This window comes from Novosphingobium sp. NBM11 (genome assembly GCF_015390225.1).
In the GTDB taxonomy this organism is placed as follows: Bacteria; Pseudomonadota; Alphaproteobacteria; order Sphingomonadales; family Sphingomonadaceae; genus Novosphingobium.
This window is the reverse complement of sequence record NZ_VUOG01000001.1, coordinates 1,470,421-1,487,732: the sequence shown is the minus strand read 5'-3', so window position 1 is coordinate 1,487,732 and position 17,312 is coordinate 1,470,421. Positions and strand designations below refer to the sequence as shown.

Below are 17,312 nucleotides of genomic sequence, written 5' to 3'. Positions count from 1 at the left end.
CGCGGCGGGGTCAGCGTCAGTTGTATTCGATCACCGCATCGCGCCGCAGATCGCGCAGATAGGTCTGCGCGCGCTTGTTGACGCGATCGTCTTCCATCTGCTGCTGCAACTCGTCGAAACTGGGGCCGGAATCCACCTTTGGATCGTCACGCCCGCACAGCAGCAGCACGCGCACGCCGTCCTCGATCGATCCGAACGGCGGAGTCGCCTCGCCGACCGAGAGCTTGAGCAGCGTTTCCTGCAGCGCACCCGGCAGGTCGCGCGCCTTGATCTGGTCGTTGGCGACCACCGATGCGCCGATCGTGGCGGCGGCCTTTTCCGCCTCACCGCAGCCGTGGATCGACTTCACCATGCTGGCGAAGCCGGCGGCCTTGTCGGCAGCCTGCTTTTCCGTGGTGCCCTTGGGAAACGCGATCGAGATCTGCTTGAGGCTGAGCACGGCATCGCGCGGGTCGGCGGTCAGCACCTGGCGCTTGTCGATCAGGTAGAGAATCGAGAAGCCGCCGGGAATCGGGATCGGGCCGGCAAGCTGGCCCGGGGCCATGCCGGTCGCGGCCGCGGCCAGTTCGTTGGGCAACTGGCCGAGGCGAATCCAGCCGAGATCGCCGCCGACCGCCGCCGTCGAGGCTTCGGAGAACTGGCGCGCATAGGCAACGAAGCTGCCGCCCTGCTTGATCTGCTCGACGATCTTTTCGGCGTTGGCGCGGACCTGCTGCTGGGTTTCGTCCGTCGCCGACAGGAAGATTTCGCCGATGCGGTATTCCTCGGTGCCCTTCGACGCCTGAAGCCGCTCCATCATCTCGCGCACTTCGCCGTCCGAGATGTTGATGAACGGCTGAACGTTACGGCGCAGCAGGCGTTGCCACGAAAGCTCGCCCTTGATCTGGCGCTTGAGCGAGGCGGCCGACGAGCCGATCGAGGCGAGGTACTTTTCCAGCGCCGGCACCGACTGGCCGAAGTTCTGCGTGGCCACGCGCTCGAACGTCTGGTTCACCTCGTCGTCGCCGATCTGGATGTCGGCGGCCTTGGCTTCCTGGATCTGCAGCGTTTCGTCGATCAGGTTGCGCAGCACCTGCAGGCGCAGGCGGTCCATTTCCTCTGGTCCCACCTTGTTGCCGTTGGCGTTGACGATCAGCGCCAGGCGCTGTTCCACGTCGGTGCCGGTCACGATCTCGCCGTTCACGATCGCCGTGGCGCGGCGCACGTTGGGATCGCTCTTGCCGAACAGGGTGGGGTTGGCCGGGATGTTCAGGGCGCCGTTGGCGTCGGCACTTTCCCGCACGGCCTGCGCGCTCGCGCTCGAGGCGATCGGCCGGCGACCATGGCGGCAAGGCCCAGAACCAGCGCGCTCTGGCCGATCAGGGGACGACGGATCGGGGAAGGAAGGCGGACGGTACGCGTCATGGCAATCTGAATATCCTGTCGAACCGGCGCACCGGCATCCTTCTGCGCATTTCCCGGCAAATGGTATCGCCGGGCTTAACCCAAGCTGAGTGGCGCGGCGATAGCCGTATTGCAACGGCGAGGGAAGCGAAAGCGGGGAAAACCCCGAACGGCCGGGGTGCCGGACATCCCCAAGCGCCGGTCAACGCCCGCCCAGGCTGCGCAGCGACAGCGAGAACGAGAAGCCGTTACCCTGCTTCGCGTCGCCCGTCGTCACGTAGTCGCGCACCCAGGTGAACGACAGGTCGAGGCAATCGTCGGTATAGGCGAAGCCCAGCCGATGCCGCAGCATCTGGAACCCGTCGGAAGCGGTGTTCGTCGGGTCCTCGGCGCGGGGCGTCAGGTTGACCACGCCCGATCCGAACACCGACCAGTATTTCGCGAAGGCCACGCGCCCGGTGAAGCGCAACTCCTGCCGGTCGCGCAGGTCCTCGAAGGTGGAGGCGATATCGCGGTTGAGGCGGAGGTAGCCTACTTCGAAGTAGGACTTGTGGCCGCCGATGGTCGCGTCGAATTCGTTGCGGCGCAGCACGAAATCGTTGTGATCCAGCCGGAACCGGTGCGTGAACTTGACGATATCGCCAAAGCGCAGGTCGGTCCTGCCAACGATGTCGGACGCGCGGGTGGTCAGGCCGGTGCCGTCGGGCAGCAGGGTCATGTCGTTGGACAGGCGGTAGCTTTGCCCCACCGTGCTGGAAATGCGCCAGCCGGGCCGGGTCAGGCTCCAGTCGAGGCCGTAGGTGAAGCGGACGCCGTCCTCGATCCGGTCGTATCCGGGAAACCGGTTCAGCGAGAACAGGTTGGCATCGTCGAGATCGACCGAACGCGAATCCTCGTTGGGGATCGACAGGTTGCGCACGTGCGGCGTGGCGACGATCTGGAAGCGCGGGGTCAGCACCTGCGTACCGCCCAGGAATTCGCCCACGAAGGGCCAGCGCACGTCGATCGCGGCGGTGGCGATGCCGCGCGCCTGCCAGCCGGGATTGCCGCGATAGAGCACGGTTGGCGTCAGGGCGTTCTGGTCGCTGTGATAGACGTCGCCGCGCAGCAGCCCGGTCAGCGTGATCACCTGGCCCATGCCGGTCACGGTTCGCAGGTCCCACTGCGCGCGGGCGAAGGCGCGCTGCGTATCCTGCCCGCCGGTGCGTGTGATCGCCAGCGTGTTGGCCTGCAGTTCCAGCTTGCCGCCCACGCCCGGCATATCGAGCCGGCGGCGATAGTCGATCGCCGGGATCGCGATCGGCACCTGCCCCTGGGCGTAGCCGACGCGCAGCGTCTGCACAGCCCAGCCGGCCAGGCTGAAATAGCTGTTGTCGTCGATGCGTTCGAGGTTGATCGAGGAGCGCAGCCGGTCGTCGCGGCCCAGGTCATAGCGGCGCAGGAAGGTGCGGTCGCTGGCGATGCGGCCGTAGCCCGAAATGCTCCAGTTATCCGAAAGCTGGAAGCGGCCGTTACCTTCGAAATAGCCACGGAACTGCTGGTTCTGCGCGCCCGTATTGCCCGAGACCGAGATCACCGAGCTGCGCGTGAGGTAGCCCGTGATCTGGAAGGCGCCGCTTTCGGTCAACTGGCGGTAGCGGGTCTTCGCCATCGGCAGCGAGCCGGTGTAGAAGTTGCCGGTTATCGCCAGGTCCTTGTTCTGTGCGATGCGCCAGTACCAGGTCAGGCCCAGTTCGGCGCCGTTCGACGCGCCCAGCCGGAAGTCCGGGATCAGCAACCCGCTGACGGCGCGGAAGTCCGATGTGTGGGCAAGGCCGGGCAGCGGCAGCAGCGGCACGCCGAACACGTGCAGCACTGCGCCCTTGTAGCGCACCCGCTTCTGCTTGTCGTCGTAGTGGACGCGGACGGCGGTGATTTCCCAGCTCGGCTTCTTGGCGCAGCCTTCGATGTCCTCGATCGCGCAGCCCGAATAGGCGGCATCGTGCAGGATGATGTCGCCATTGTCCTCGCGCTCGCCGCTTTTCGCCGCCAGCCGCCCGCCTTCGCGCATCACGACCAGCAGGTCGTCCATCGCGCCGGCCTTCAGTTCCTCGGTCAGGTCGGCCTTGTCGGTATAGACGATGTTGCCCACGTCATCGACCATGCGGACGTTGCCTTGCGCCTGGATCGCGCCGGTCTTGCGGTTCCACGTGATCGTATCGGCGCGGACCGACTGTTCCTCGCGCCGCAGCACGACATTGCCGCGGGCGGTGACGACATCGGAGTCGTTCGCGTATTCGACCTTGTCCGCCGCGAACTGGACGGGGGTGTCATCATCCGAATCGGCGGCGGCGGGCGTGGCGGATGGCGCAGGGGCGGGCGGAGAGGCCGGAATGGCCGTCTGCGCCAGCGCGGGCCAGGCCGTGCCGAGCATCAGGCCCAGCGCCAGGCTGCCCGCCAGCTCGCGGGAAAACGGGATCAGCGCCACGCCTGCGGTCATGCGGCGCGGACGCAAGCGTCGGTAAAGGGCTTGCGGCTGCGGCCGCTTGGCGGGTTGCATGGCTTGCCTATCGCACCAGCGCGCCCTAACTGCAAATCCACAATTTCAGCCCGACACGACTGCGCCGGGCTGTGGCCGCTTTCCGACAGGAGCACCCGATGAACGTTGTTTTCCGCCCGGCCGCCCAAGCCCGTCCCCGTCTGGTGGCCACGCTGGTGCCGCAGGGTGCCTTCCCGGCGCAGGCCGATGCCGTCGTGCGCGATGGCGCCGCTGCCGCGCGCTTCACCGGCAAGACCGGGCAGGTGTTCGAAGCCTTCGCGCAAGGGCCGGACGGTCTCCAGCGGTTCGCTTTCGCCGGAATCGGCGATGGGAGTGCGGCGGATCGCCTTTCGGCGCTGGAACGCGCCGGCGCGGCTCTGACCGCGAAATACCTGACCTCGGGCGAAACCGCGCTGGGCATCGATTTCACCGGCAGCGGGCTGTCCGCCGCGGAAGCGGTGGCGGTGCTGTTCGGCGCGCTGCTGCGCGGCTGGCGCCTCGATGTCTATCGCACCAGGCTGACCGACGAACAGAAGCCCTCGCTGGCCGAAATCGTCGCGATCGGCGCGCCTGATGGCACCGAAGCCGCGTGGCAGGCGGAAGCCGCGCTGGCCGAAGGCGTGGCCTTCACCCGCGAACTGGTGACCGAGCCGGCGAACGTGATCTATCCCGAAAGCTTCGTCGCCCGCGCGCAGGAGCGGCTGGCCGGCCTCGGCGTGGAAATCCGCGTGCTCGACAAGGCGGAAATGACCGAACTGGGCATGGGCGCGCTGCTCGGCGTGGCGCAGGGTTCGGTCCGCGAACCGCGCATCCTGGCGATGCGCTGGAAGGGCAAGGCCGGAACCAAGCCGATCGCGTTCGTGGGCAAGGGCGTGACGTTCGACACCGGCGGCATCTCGATCAAGCCGGCCGCCGGCATGGAAGACATGAAGTGGGACATGGGTGGCGCCGCTGCCGTTGCCGGCACCATGCTCGCCCTGGCGAAGCGCAAGGCCGAAGCCGACGTAATCGGCGTGTGCGGTCTGGTCGAGAACATGCCGGACGGCAACGCGCAGCGCCCCGGTGATGTCGTCACCTCGATGTCAGGGCAGACGATCGAGGTGATCAACACCGATGCCGAAGGCCGCCTCGTGCTGTGCGATGCGCTGACCTGGGTGCAGAAGGAATATGCCCCCGCCACGATCGTTGACCTTGCCACGCTGACCGGCGCGATGATCATCTCGCTCGGCCATGAACACGCCGGCCTCTTCGCCAACGACGATCTGCTCGCCAGCCAGCTCGATGCGGCGGGCAAGGCCAGCGGCGACAAGCTGTGGCGCTTCCCGATCGGACCGGCTTACGACAAGCTGATCGACAGCCCCATCGCCGACATGAAGAACGTGGGGCCGCGCTATGGCGGGTCGATCACCGCCGCGCAGTTCATCCAGCGCTTCGTCGACAAGGGCGTGGCCTGGGCGCATCTCGACATCGCCGGCACGGTCTGGGCGGACAAGCCCGGCGCGACCTGGGACAAGGGTGCGACCGGATTCGGCGTGCGCCTGCTCGACCGCTACGTGCGCGACGTGCTGGAAGCCTGACCGGGCACCGTGCGCGTCGACTTCTACCAGTTGAGCCGCGATCCCGCCGAAGGCGTGCTGCCGCAGATCGCGCGCAACACGCTGGGGGCGGGCGCCCGGCTGCTGGTGGTGTCGCAGGACGAGGCGCAGCTCGGCCGCATCGGCGAGGCGCTGTGGACGCGCCTGCCTGACAGCTTTCTCGCGCACGGACGGGCGGGCGGCGCGCACGACAGCCGCCAGCCGATTCTGCTGTCCGATACGGTAAATCCCGCCAACGGCGCGCGCTTCCTGGCGCTGGCCGACGGGGTGTGGCGCGATGCGGCGGAAGGCGCGGAGGATTTCGAGCGCGTGTTCCTGCTGTTCCCGCCCGATCGCATCGATAGCGCGCGCGATTGCTGGCGAATGCTGGGCCAGCGCGAAGGCGTGGACCGACGCTATTGGCGGCAGGAAGGCGGCAAGTGGCGCGAAGGGCCGTAGCAGCCCGACCGCGCTCCCCGATTTTTGCGCGTCTTGCGGCGCAGCACAATCCCGGCTAGGGGCGCGCGCAACAAATCCCCAATTTCGCGAAGGAACATTCCATGGCGGTTACCCGCACGTTTTCGATCATCAAGCCCGACGCCACCCGTCGCAACCTGACGGGCGCCGTCACGGCGAAGCTCGAGGAAGCGGGCCTGCGCGTCGTTGCCTCCAAGCGCATCCACATGAGCCGCAAACAGGCCGAAGGCTTCTACGCGGTGCACAAGGAACGCCCCTTCTTCGGCGAACTCGTCGAATTCATGATCTCCGGTCCGGTCGTGGTGCAGGTGCTCGAAGGCGAAGACGCCGTGAAGCGCAACCGCGACATCATGGGCGCCACCAACCCCAAGGACGCCGCCGAAGGCACGATCCGCAAGCTCTTCGCCGAATCGATCGAAGCCAATTCGGTCCACGGTTCGGATTCCGAAGAGAACGCCGCGATCGAGATCGCGTTCTTCTTCAAGCCGGAAGAAATCGTCGGCTAATCGTTCGCACCGAACGGAAAGCATGAAGGGCCGGGGCAAGCGCTCCGGCCCTTTTGCTTTGCCTGCCGCTGCCGACCAGCTATGTCTGGCGCGGGAGACAAGCGATGCACGGCATGGGTTCGGGCGATTGCCCTTTCGAGTTCAATTTCGACGCCGCGACGTTCAAGGTCGGCGATACCGTCAGCTACCGCGTCAACGGCAGTTTCGAAGGCATGCCCTTCGTGGGCACGCTGCTGGAAGTGCATGACGATCACGTGGTGATCGCGGGCGACGCCAACGATCCCTCCTGCCGCTATCGCGGCACGCGCGAAAGCCGGCCGCAGGTCGATTACGCCGAAATCTGACTCTCAGAGCAGCGGGCTCATCATCGCGGCAAGGTTCTGCCACAGGCGGCGGGGCAGGCTGTATCCGGCCACGATCGCGGCGGTGATGGGCACGGACTGCGCGATCCAGTGGTCCTGCGTGGCCCGGATCGCGCTCGTCAGCGCCGGATCGAGAAACAGGATGTTGTTCTCGTAGTTCAGCTCGAAGCTGCGGCGGTCGAGATTGGCCGAACCGATCATCGTCACCTGTCCGTCGACGGCCATGGTCTTGGCGTGGAGCAGGCCGGGCCGGTATTCGTGGATCTTCACCCCGGCTTCCAGCAGCGCATGGTAATAGCTGCGGCAGGCGGCCGCGACGAAGCGGCTGTCGTTGCGCGCGGGCACGATCAGCACCGTGTCCACGCCGCGCCGCGCAGTGGACAGCAGCGCGTAGAGCAGTTGTTCGTCTGGCACGAAATAGGGCGTGCTGATCACCAGTTCGCGCCGCGCGGAATGGATGAGTTCGGCGAAGCAGGCGGTCATCGCCGCATACGTCAGCGTGGGGCCGGTGCCGATGACCTGCGCGATTATGTCGCCCGGCCGTTCGTCCGTCTCCTCGCAAGCGTCGATCAGCAACGGTGATACGTCGTCCCCGCCTTCGGCCATCCAGTCGGACGCGAACAGGAACTGGCATTGCCGCGTTACCGGTCCTTCCCAGCGGGTCATGATGTCCACCCAAGGCGCGAAGCGGGGCTTGATGCGGAATTCGGGGTCGGCGGCGTTCTGGCTGCCGCACCAGGCGATGCGGTTGTCGATCACCAGCACCTTGCGGTGGTTGCGCAGGTCCACGCGGCCGCGCAGCATCGTCCACAGCACATTGCCCACCGGCAGCGCGGGCAGGGCTTCCACGCCCGCCTCGCGCATCATCCGCCACAGCGGCGACGATGTCATCAGGCGCGATCCCAGCGCATCGGCCAGCACGCGCACGCGCACCCCGCGCCGGGCGGCGCGGGCCATGGTTTCGGCCAGCCGCGTGCCGTTGTTGTCGGGCAACCAGATGTAGAAGCACAGGTGGACCGTGTCCCGTGCCGCTTCGATGTCCGCGATCATGCCGTCGATCGCGGCATTGCTGTCGGTGAACAGGCGGGCGGCGTTGCCACCGCCCGGCTCCAGCGCGTTCACCGTGCTCGCCAGCGCGAACGGCGCGGCATAGGGGCTCTGGCTCACTTGGCAATGCGCGGCCATGTCGCCGGGCGGGCGGGGCAGCGCGGCATCGATCTCCGCGCCGCGCCGCCTCCGGTCGCGGCTGAGCAGCGTTTCACCCAGCAGCAGGTAGCCCAGCACGCCGACGACCGGGAACATGAGGATGACCACAAGCCAGGCGACGCGCGATTCGGGTTCGCGGTGCGGCCGCAGCATGGCGCGCAGCAGCGCCCATATTTCCGCCGCGACGAGAAGGAGCGCGCCGGTAACTTCAAGCTGGTAAAGCGTCATCGCCCTCTGCGTCCCACGCGCGCGGGCGCCTGTAAAGGGTCAGGCAGCGAGGAACGCGGAAAGCGCCCGTCAGAAGTCCATCATTGCGGCCAGGCGCTTGGGGGCGATGGCGGCCCAGCTTCGGCGCAGCCAGTCGGCGATGCCGTCCCAGTCGGTATCGCCCAGGTCGAGCCGGATCGCGATCCAGCCATCGCCGAAATAGGCCGGCCGGTAATAGCGCGCCGGATCGCTTTCGATCAGCTGTTCCTGTTCGTCCAGCCCGCTGATCTTGACCAGCAGCGCCGTCCGGCCGTCGCCGTGGTGGTCGATCGAGACATAGGCGAACTTCTTGCCCTTCGTTACGCCGAAGCACGGCATGCCGTGGCTGGTGATCTCGTCGGCCTCGGGCAGCGCCATGGCGCGTTCGCGCACTTGCGCGACAAGGTAGTCCGGCGCGGTTTCGCGCGTCACGAAGTCGGCCAGCACGCGCGAATAGAGCTGGTGTTCCGCGATCAGCACGCGCGCGGCCAGGGTGTCGCCGGTATCGCCCGGCAGGATCGCCACCGGCGTCTGGCCCAGGATCGGGCCGTCGTCGAGTTCGGCGGTGACGAGATGGACCGAGCAGCCGCCGTGGCTGTCGCCCGCCTCGATCGCGCGATCGTGCGTGTGCAGGCCCTTGTACTTCGGCAGCAGCGAAGGGTGGATGTTGAGCATCCGGCCTTCCCAGCGGCCGACGAATGCGGGGGAAAGGATGCGCATGTATCCCGCCAGCGCGATGAACCGCGCGCCGGCGCGGGCGACTTCGGCTTCCATGGCCGCGTCATGGTCGGCGCGCGCGATGCCCTTGTGCGGCAGGCAGAACGTCGCCACGCCTTCGGCTTCGGCCAGCTTCAGCCCCGATGCGTCCGGATTGTTCGAAAGCACCAGGACGATGCGGTACGGGCAGTTTTCCGCCCGGCTGGCATAGAGCAGCGCGGCCATGTTGGTGCCGCTGCCCGAGATGAAGACGGCGACGGGCGCGCGGTCAGCCAAGGTGCGTCGCTTCCCATGCCGCGCGCGCGGACCAGGTTTCGGCGCTGCCGGTCACGGTGCAGCCCTTCTCGCCCTGCACGATTTCGCCGACGCGGAACACGGTTTCGCCCGCCGTTTCAAGCTCGGCGGTCACCGACGCGACGTCCGCCGGCGCGACGGCCAGCACCATGCCCACGCCGCAGTTGAACGTGCGCGCCATTTCCTGCGGCTCGATGTTGCCCTGCGCCTGCAGGAACGCCATCAGGCGCGGCTGTTCCCACGCGTCGGCATCGATCCGCGCATGAAGCCCGGCGGGCAGCACGCGCGGCACGTTTTCGAGCAATCCGCCGCCCGTGATATGCGCCAGCGCATGGACCCGGCCCGAACGAACCACGGGCAGCAGGCTTTTCACGTAGATCCGCGTCGGTTCGATCAGGTAATCGATCAGCAGGCGTTCGTTGTCGAACAGGGCCGGGCGTTCGAGCTTCCAGCCCTTGTCGGCGGCGAGGCGGCGCACCAGCGAATAGCCATTGGAATGGACGCCCGATGAAGCCAGCCCCAGCAGCACGTCGCCTTCCGCCACGCGATCGCCGGTCAGTTGTTCGCCACGTTCCACCGCGCCCACGCAGAAGCCGGCAAGGTCGTAGTCGCCGGGGCCGTACATGCCCGGCATTTCCGCCGTTTCGCCACCGATCAGCGCGCAGCCGGCGATCTTGCAGCCTTCGGCGATGCCGGCGACGACCCGCTCCGCCACGCCGTTATCCAGCTTGCCGGTGGCGAAGTAGTCGAGGAAGAACAGCGGCTCCGCGCCCTGTACGATCAGGTCGTTCACGCACATCGCGACAAGATCGATACCGATGTGGTCGTGTCGGTCGTGGTCGATGGCCAGCTTGACCTTGGTGCCCACGCCATCGTTCCCGGCCACCAGCAGCGGGTCCTTGTAGCCGGCGGCGCGCAGGTCGAAAAAGCCACCGAACCCGCCGAGCTCAGCGTCCGCCCCGGGGCGGGCGGTGGCACGGGCCAAAGGGCCTATCGCCTTGACCAGCGCATTGCCTGCGGCGATGGAAACGCCAGCCTGTTCGTAGCTGTAGCTTTGGGGCGAAGGAGTGTTGTCGGTTGCCATGATCGCCGCCGCCTAGCGCTTTCCTGCTTGGATTTCCACTTGCCTTTCGGCAAAAGCGCCCGCGAAGAGGTCGCGAACAACAGGGTCCGGCGGCCATTCTACGGGAGTTCCCTTGGCCGTTCCGCGCGCAATGCAGATGCCGAAGTTGAGCCGGAAGGCCTGGATCGCCGCGGGAATCGGCGGTGCGTCGGCGCTTGCGCTGGTTTTTGCCGGCCCCGCGCTGCTTGCGCAGATCGAGGGCGATCGCGGCATCGCGCCGATCGCCAGCAACGGCGATTTCGAGGTCGGCGGCATCGAGGTGAACGTCTCGGGCGACAATGCCGAGGACGCGCGCATGAAGGGCTGGCGCGAAGCGCAGCGCAAGGGCTGGGAAAAGTTGTGGGAACACAACCATCTGGGCAGCGGTAGCGCATCGGCGCTGGATGACGGCACGATCGATTCGCTGGTGTCGGCGGTGGTGGTCGAAAAGGAGGAAATCGGCCCGCACCGCTATATCGCGCGGCTGGGCCTGATCTTCGATCGCGCCCGGACGTCGCAATATCTTGGTTTGCAGGGCGCGCACGCCAAGTCCGCGCCGATGCTGGTGATTCCCGTACTCTATCAGGGCGGTGCGGGTTCGGTGTTCGAAACGCGTACGCCCTGGCAGAAGGCCTGGGCCGATTTCCGCACCGGCGAAAGCGTGATCGACTATGTGCGCCCCAACGGTGGCGGCGCCGATTCGCTGCTGCTCACGGCCGGTCAGGTTTCGCGCCGCAGCCGCAACTGGTGGCGGCTGATCCTCGATGAATTCGGCGCGGCGGATGTGGTCGTACCGATCGCGCGGCTGGAACGGCAATGGCCGGGCGGGCCGATTCGCGGCACCTTTACCGCGCGCTATGGCCCGGATAACCGCTTCCTGGGCAGCTTTCAGCTGACCGCCGAGAGCGAGGACAAGCTGCCGGCGATGCTGGCGGATGCGGTGCGCCGGATCGATGGCATCTATGCGGGCGCGCTGGCCAACGGCCAGTTGACCCCCGACCCCACGATCAACATGGCCACCAAGATCGATCCCAAGCTGATCGAGCAGGCGCTGGGGCAACTCGGACCGGCGCCCGCCGCCGGTCCGGTCGCAGGACCCGATGGCATCCCCGCGGCCGCAGCATCGACCACAGCGGCGCCCGCCACGACCTTCATCGTGCAATTCGCTACGCCCGATGGCGCGGCGGTCGATTCGGGGCTGGCCGGCGTTCGCGCGGCAGCGGGGGTGCAGGGCGTGGCGACGACCAGTATCGCGATCGGCGGCACTTCGGTGATGCGCGTGACGTTTGCCGGCGATCTTGAAGCGCTGGCGGCGGCTTTGCGCGCGCAGGGCTGGAAAGTCACGCAGGGCGCCAATGCGCTTTCTATCCGCAAGTAACCGGCGATCCGTATATGGCCGGCGGGCGCGCGCGCGTTCCGGTCGATGAATCGCATGTCGCAGATAGCCTTGCCGCTGGTGACCGCCGTGGGGGCGGAGACGATTGCCATCGGGTCGTCGCTCCAGCCGGTGATCGATGGCTTGCGCGCCGCGCCGGACTGGCCGTTCCGCACCGCGATCCTGTCCGGGCCGCCGCGTTCGGGCAAGAGCCTGCTGGCGCGCTGGTTTGCCGAAAGCGGGGTGGGGGACGTGGTGGACGATGCCGACAGCCTGCCGCAGGACGATCTGTTCCACCGCTGGAACCGCGCGCAGGCGGAAGGCCGGCCGCTGCTGATCGTCAGCAACGCCGCCCCGGGCGAATGGAAGGTGACCCTGCCCGATCTCGCTTCCCGGCTGGGCGCGGCGCTGCCGCTGGAAATCGGCGCGCCGGATGATGCCCTGCTGGAGGCCTTGATCGAAGCGCACGCGGCGCGGCGCGGGCTGGTGCTGGGCGATGGCGCGCTGGCCTATCTGCTGCCCCGCATCGAGCGGACCCATGCGGCGGCGGAGCGGCTTGTCGAAACAATCGACAGGCTGAGCCTTGAGCGCAAGGCATCCGTCACCATATCGCTGCTGCGCGATGCGCTCGCCGTTTCAGGGGGCGAGGGCGGCGAGCGCACGGGCCGGCAACCGCCGCGCTTGCCTTGAGCCGTGAAAAGAGGGAGAATCGGCCCATGTTCGCGAAACTGATCGACTATCTGGATTCGATCCAGGCGCGCGATCCCGCGCCGCGTTCGCGTTGGGAAATCCTGCTCTATCCCGGCCTGTGGGCGGTGGCGCTGCACCGCGTGGCGCACTGGCTGTTCCAGGGGAAGCTCTATTTCCTGGCCCGCGCGGTGAATCACTTTTCCCGCTTCATGACCGGAATCGACATCCATCCCGGCGCGAAGATCGGCCGCCACCTGTTTATCGACCACGGCTTTACCGTGATCGGGGAAACGGCCGAGATCGGCGACAACGTCACGATCTACCAGTGCGTGACGCTGGGCGGCACCAACCCCGCCAACGGCGTGCCCGGCAAGCGCCACCCAACGTTGCAGGACAACGCGATCATCGGATCGGGCGCGCAGATTCTCGGCCCGATCACGGTGGGCCAGCGCGCCCGCGTGGGGGCCAACGCGGTGGTGACCGAGGACGTGCCCGAAGGCGCCACGATGATCGGCCTCAAGGCCCGCTCCACGCTGGTCCCGGTCGAAACCTGGCTCAAGGACTTCATCCCCTATGGCACGCCCTGCAAGGAGCCGTGCGAGCCGGCGGGTGGCACCCGCGTCGATGAACTGGAGGCGGAAGTCGCCGCGCTCAAGGCGCAGGTGGCCGCGCTCGTGGCGGCTCAGCTCGAAACCGCCGATGGTGACGGAACCGCGCCGTCGCCCACGCGGCGGAGGTCGCGGACCTGAGCGGGCAGGGCGGAGCGGACGCGTCGGGCGGGGCTCCCGCCGGCACGGTCATTCCCTTTCCCCATGCGCGCGCCGTGCCGCAGGTGGCGTTCGCGCGTGACGAACTCATGCGGATTCTCGATCTCTACGGGCGCATGGTCGCGGCTGGCATCTGGCGGGACTATGCGATGGATTTCGGGCGCGATGCTGCCAGCTTCTCGGCCTTTCGGCGCACTGCCGAGCGGCCCAGCGCCCGGATCGAGAAATGCCCGGCCTTGCGGACCCGGCAGGGCATGTGGGCGCTTTATGGCGAGGCGGGACAAGTGCTCAAGCGCGGCCATGAATTGGCCGGCGTTCTTGTCCCGCTCGAACGCAAGCTGCTCAAGGTGGTGGACGATTAGGAGATACGGCTGCGCACGCGCCGGCCTGCTGCTGTCGCTCCTGCTGCTTTCCGCCTGCTCCGACGCGGCGCCCGCACGCAAGCGGCAGAACCGCGCCGAAGCGCAGAACGGTCCGCTGATCCGCGTGCTGTTCCGTTCCGACCACTGGCTGCTGCTGGTGCCCTACCGCGCGAAAGACACGCCGCAAGCGCGGCTGGCACCCGATTGCCTGGAGCCGCTGGTGATCGATGCTGCCAGCGGGGTGGCGCATCCTGTCAGCCGGGCGGAGGCACTGGCGCGGGTCCGGTCCATGCACATGATCGGGGCCGAGCGCGGCGATTGCGCGCCTGCGCCCGCGCCGGTCCCGGGGCCGGTCAGGCAAATACCGCCGCTGTCTCCCGCGCCTGCTGCGCTTCGGTGATCTCGCCCACGATGCGATAGAGGAACCACGCGGACCCGGCGAGGCTGGCGGTTGCGCCGAAGCCGAGCACGGTGGCGACGGCATGGTTCACGTCTTCCAGGCGCTGGGCCAAGGTGGCGAGGATATTGCCGCCGATCCAGCATCCCCACCACAGGCGCAGCAACGCCTGGCCATTGCTTGCCGCTTCCGATGACGCCCCAAGGCTGGCGTCCCAGATTTCCTGCATGGCCTGGAACGGTTTGAACAGATTGGCCACCGGCACCAGATACCACGCCCAGGCGCCGTTGGGGCCATAGGTCAGCGTGGCGCCCGTCTGGCGCAGGTTATCGTTGGCGCGATAGAGCCACATCGATGTGGTGACCGCACTGGCGACAAGGCACCCGAACTGGGCCAGACCCGCCGCGATCGCGATGCGGGCGGCCATCGGGTCGGTGGCGGCCTGATCGAGCAGGCCCAGGGCGGTGATGACGGAGAGCGCCAGATCGGCCACCACAAACAGCAGCAGCACGATGGAAAGGGCCTTGGCGCGGCCGGCCAGTATCCGCCTGCCATCCTCGATTGTCATCGCGCTCTCCCGGTTCGCTGCGGAATCCTAGCGCGCCGGTCGGGAAAGTCAGCCGCAATCATCGCTATTGTGGTGTCATGATTGCGGCTGGCCATTCTTCCTGCCGATCAGCCTTTCATCGCGGCCTGCAATTGGCCGATGATGACCTGGCTCTGTTCCGATCCCGATGCCGGCACGAAATCGCCGGTGCGGTCGGAAATGCGGTCCCACGCCGCGGCGAAGCCTTCCACGGTGCGTTCCGCCGGCGGCAGGACCACGCCCTTGTTCATCGTGACCCACGCCGAATGGTAGGCGCCTGCGCCCGCGCCGACGATGGCGTTGCTGGGGGCGTCTTCCGAAACGAGGAACAGCGCTGCCGGGACGACGTTCTCCGGGCCGAACAGCTTGAAGGCTTCCTCGGGCAGGATGTCCTCGGTCATGCGCGTTGCCGCGACGGGGGCAAGCGTGTTGACCTTCACGTTGTATTTCGCGCCTTCAAGGTACAGCGTCTTGGTAAGTCCGGCGAGGCCGAGCTTGGCCGCGCCATAGTTCGCCTGCCCGAAGTTGCCGAACAGCCCGGTGGACGAAGCGGTCATCAGGATGCGGCCGTAGTTCTGTTCGCGCATCAGGTCCCAGCACGCCTTGGTGGCGAAGGCGGAGCCGATCAGGTGGACCTTCACCACCAGTTCGAAATCGGCGGGCTCCATCTTGGTGAAGCTCTTGTCGCGCAGGATGCCGGCGTTGTTGATCAGGACGTGGACGCCGCCCCACTTTTCCTTGGCGCGTGCGACCATCTCGGCCATCTGCTCGTATTCGGTCACCGACCCGCCGTTGGCGATGGCTTCGCCGCCGCCGGCAAGAATTTCCTCGACGACCTTCTGCGCCGCGTCCGAAGCCCCGGTGCCGTCGCGCGATCCACCCAGATCGTTGACCACGACTTTGGCGCCGCGCCGTCCCAGTTCGAGCGCATAGGCGCGGCCCAGCCCACCGCCGGCGCCGGTAACGATAGCGACCCGGTCCTTGAACGAAATCGACATGCCTGTTCTCTCCAGCTGCGTTTCAGCCGCGCGTCCTAATCGCGCGGTTAAGCGATGGCGCGGGATGCCATGGCCGGGGCCGGGGTGCAACACCGCGCTTTTTCCGGGCGCGCGCGTATGACCAAAGTTTGGTCAATTGAACGTCAAAAAAGTGTAACACAAACGTCATAATGCCCCTGCCAGGGAAGGGGCACCGCATTTCGCATCGGCTGCTTCGGGGACAATCGCGGGGCTTGCCCCGCAGCCGGATTCGCGTGCCGCAACGGCACAGGGTTTCGGCGGAAGGGGCGACTGATGAAGGGACGCGGCGCGTCAGCGCTGATCATAGCGGCCATGGTTGCGCTGCCTCCGGCAGCCGCGCGGGCGCAGAGCGTGCAGGAACTGCAGCGCCAGATCGATGAACTGAAAGCGGCCGTGCAAACGCTGACGGCGGCGCTCGCCGCGACGAAGGCAGCACCGGCGGGCGGGGCGAGCGGACAGGTGGCGGCTTCCGCAGCACCAGAACCCACACCCGCACCGGCGCCCGTGGCGCTTGCATCGGCGGCGCCAGCACCTGCCGCGCCCTTGCCGGTCGCTTCGTCCGGGACTCCCCCGCGTGCGAAAGCGTGGTACGAACGCATCCAGATGCGCGGCTATACCCAGTTGCGCTTCAACAGCATCATCTCCGGCGATGCCACCGCCCCGGGAAACCGTTCGCGCCTGCGCTCCGTTTCGGACAGCGGGCTGAACGATGCCGGCAATTTTTCGCTCCGGCGGGTGCGGCTCGTCTTCCAGGGCGACCTGACCGACCGGATCTCGTTCTATCTCCAGCACGATTTCGCCACCGCCGTCGCCAACCAGTCGGTCGGCGAACGGCGCGAGACGTTCGGACAATTGCGCGATGCCTATGTCGATGTCGCGCTGGACCGGGCCAAGCGCTTCAAGCTGCGCTTCGGGCAATCGAAAGTGCCCTATGGCTGGGAAAACCTGCAATCGTCGTCCAACCGGCTCCCGCTCGACCGTTCCGATGCCATCAACAGCGCGGTTCCGGGCGAGCGCGATCTGGGCGTGATCGCGTTCTATACGCCGGCGCGCGTGCAGCGGATCTGGGACGATCTGGGCAGGAAGGGGCACAAGCTGTTCGGCAGCTATGGTGCGTTTTCGCTGGGTGCGTTCAACGGCCAGGGGATTGCCCGGTCCGAACAGAACAAGACGCTGATGCTAACCGCCATGGGCACATGGCCGTTCCGGCTCGACGGACTGGGCGACGCCTTTGAAGGGCAGGTGCTGGAACTGGGCGCGTCGCTGATGCGCAACAAGGTGCAGCCCGATATCCGCACCGGCGGGGTGAGCCCGGTGGCGTTCGATGACAACCGCGTGGGCCTGCACGCCATCCTCTATCCCCAGCCGTTCGGGATTCAGGCTGAATGGAACTGGGGGCGCGGGCCGGAATTCGATGTCGCGGCGCAGGCCATCCGCGCGAAGAAGCTGGACGGCGGCTATGTGCAGACGATGTACCGGGTCGAGGAATCCCCGATCGGACCGTTCATGCCCTATGCGCGCTGGCAGCGGTATCGCGGCGGCTACAAGGCGGCGATCAACGCGCCGCGCCTGGAAACCGACGAGGTGGAACTGGGCGTGGAATGGCAGCCGATCAAGGCGATCGAGCTGACGCTGGCCTATGCCCGGATGAAGCGCAACGAGGCCGATGAACGCCGCCTCGGCCGGGCCGAGGGCAGCGTCATCCGCAGCCAGTTGCAGTGGAACTACTAA

At 67.2% G+C, this 17,312-nt stretch carries 17 protein-coding genes; 10 read left to right on the top strand and 7 right to left on the bottom strand.

The window, feature by feature from the left end; translation table 11 throughout:
- Positions 1–16 precede the first annotated feature (16 nt).
- Positions 17–1,309 carry a peptidylprolyl isomerase gene (locus F1640_RS07115; protein ID WP_194921240.1) on the bottom strand — a complete coding sequence of 431 codons (1,293 nt, stop codon included), beginning with the start codon at positions 1,307–1,309 and terminating at the stop codon, positions 17–19.
- Positions 1,310–1,585: 276 nt separating this feature from the next.
- Complete coding sequence (locus tag F1640_RS07110) at positions 1,586–3,922, bottom strand: LPS-assembly protein LptD (RefSeq protein ID WP_194918457.1); 2,337 nt, start codon at positions 3,920–3,922, stop codon at positions 1,586–1,588.
- A 98-nt stretch (positions 3,923–4,020) separates the two neighbouring features.
- Here F1640_RS07110 and F1640_RS07105 point away from each other — a divergent pair, with 98 nt between their 5' ends.
- The 4 genes from F1640_RS07105 to F1640_RS07090 all read left to right on the top strand — a co-directional run bounded on the left by F1640_RS07105 (position 4,021) and on the right by F1640_RS07090 (position 6,802).
- Complete coding sequence (locus F1640_RS07105; RefSeq protein WP_194918455.1) at positions 4,021–5,478, top strand: leucyl aminopeptidase; 1,458 nt, start codon at positions 4,021–4,023, stop codon at positions 5,476–5,478.
- A 9-nt stretch (positions 5,479–5,487) separates the two neighbouring features.
- Positions 5,488–5,934 (top strand): DNA polymerase III subunit chi, encoded by a 447-nt coding sequence (locus tag F1640_RS07100; RefSeq protein WP_194918453.1) that lies wholly within the window; start codon positions 5,488–5,490, stop codon positions 5,932–5,934.
- A 101-nt stretch (positions 5,935–6,035) separates the two neighbouring features.
- Positions 6,036–6,458 carry a nucleoside-diphosphate kinase gene (gene ndk / locus F1640_RS07095; RefSeq protein WP_194918451.1) on the top strand — a complete coding sequence of 141 codons (423 nt, stop codon included), beginning with the start codon at positions 6,036–6,038 and terminating at the stop codon, positions 6,456–6,458.
- A 104-nt stretch (positions 6,459–6,562) separates the two neighbouring features.
- On the top strand, positions 6,563–6,802 hold the full coding sequence (locus F1640_RS07090) for a hypothetical protein (protein WP_124810035.1): 240 nt from the start codon (positions 6,563–6,565) through the stop codon (positions 6,800–6,802).
- A 3-nt stretch (positions 6,803–6,805) separates the two neighbouring features.
- On the opposite strand, the gene cls is transcribed toward F1640_RS07090, so the two are convergent.
- The 3 genes from cls to purM all read right to left on the bottom strand — a co-directional run bounded on the left by cls (position 6,806) and on the right by purM (position 10,367).
- Complete coding sequence (cls, locus tag F1640_RS07085) at positions 6,806–8,254, bottom strand: cardiolipin synthase (RefSeq protein ID WP_125953887.1); 1,449 nt, start codon at positions 8,252–8,254, stop codon at positions 6,806–6,808.
- Between the two features lie 69 nt (positions 8,255–8,323).
- Positions 8,324–9,265, bottom strand: coding sequence for a phosphoribosylglycinamide formyltransferase (gene purN, locus F1640_RS07080; RefSeq protein ID WP_194918449.1), 942 nt, complete (start codon positions 9,263–9,265; stop codon positions 8,324–8,326).
- A complete protein-coding gene (purM, locus tag F1640_RS07075) occupies positions 9,258–10,367 on the bottom strand; it encodes a phosphoribosylformylglycinamidine cyclo-ligase (RefSeq protein WP_124810038.1) in 1,110 nt (369 codons plus the stop codon). The genes purN and purM overlap by 8 nt, the downstream gene beginning before the upstream one ends.
- Before the next feature lie 112 nt (positions 10,368–10,479).
- Between purM and F1640_RS07070 the strand changes: the two genes are divergently transcribed.
- From F1640_RS07070 to F1640_RS07050, 5 genes are all read left to right on the top strand, one after another.
- Entirely contained in the window at positions 10,480–11,763 is a 1,284-nt protein-coding gene (locus F1640_RS07070) for a heavy-metal-associated domain-containing protein (RefSeq protein ID WP_255530299.1), read from the top strand.
- Between the two features lie 54 nt (positions 11,764–11,817).
- Positions 11,818–12,450, top strand: a complete 633-nt coding sequence (locus F1640_RS07065) for an ATPase (protein WP_194918447.1) — start codon at positions 11,818–11,820, stop codon at positions 12,448–12,450.
- Between the two features lie 26 nt (positions 12,451–12,476).
- Positions 12,477–13,199, top strand: coding sequence for a serine O-acetyltransferase EpsC (epsC, locus tag F1640_RS07060; RefSeq protein ID WP_124810040.1), 723 nt, complete (start codon positions 12,477–12,479; stop codon positions 13,197–13,199).
- An 83-nt stretch (positions 13,200–13,282) separates the two neighbouring features.
- Positions 13,283–13,579: a DUF2794 domain-containing protein gene (locus tag F1640_RS07055; RefSeq protein ID WP_124810067.1), complete on the top strand. Its 297-nt coding sequence runs from the start codon at positions 13,283–13,285 to the stop codon at positions 13,577–13,579.
- Positions 13,536–13,979: a hypothetical protein gene (locus F1640_RS07050; RefSeq protein WP_194918445.1), complete on the top strand. Its 444-nt coding sequence runs from the start codon at positions 13,536–13,538 to the stop codon at positions 13,977–13,979. Before F1640_RS07055 ends, F1640_RS07050 begins: the two co-directional genes overlap by 44 nt.
- Here the strand turns inward: F1640_RS07050 and F1640_RS07045 are convergent.
- Positions 13,933–14,544, bottom strand: coding sequence for a DUF4328 domain-containing protein (locus tag F1640_RS07045; protein WP_194918443.1), 612 nt, complete (start codon positions 14,542–14,544; stop codon positions 13,933–13,935). The two genes, F1640_RS07050 and F1640_RS07045, sit on opposite strands and share 47 nt — an antisense overlap.
- A gap of 107 nt (positions 14,545–14,651) precedes the next feature.
- Positions 14,652–15,560, bottom strand: coding sequence for an SDR family NAD(P)-dependent oxidoreductase (locus F1640_RS07040; protein WP_124810043.1), 909 nt, complete (start codon positions 15,558–15,560; stop codon positions 14,652–14,654).
- Positions 15,561–15,854: 294 nt separating this feature from the next.
- Between F1640_RS07040 and F1640_RS07035 the strand changes: the two genes are divergently transcribed.
- Positions 15,855–17,312, top strand: a complete 1,458-nt coding sequence (locus F1640_RS07035; protein WP_194918441.1) for a porin — start codon at positions 15,855–15,857, stop codon at positions 17,310–17,312.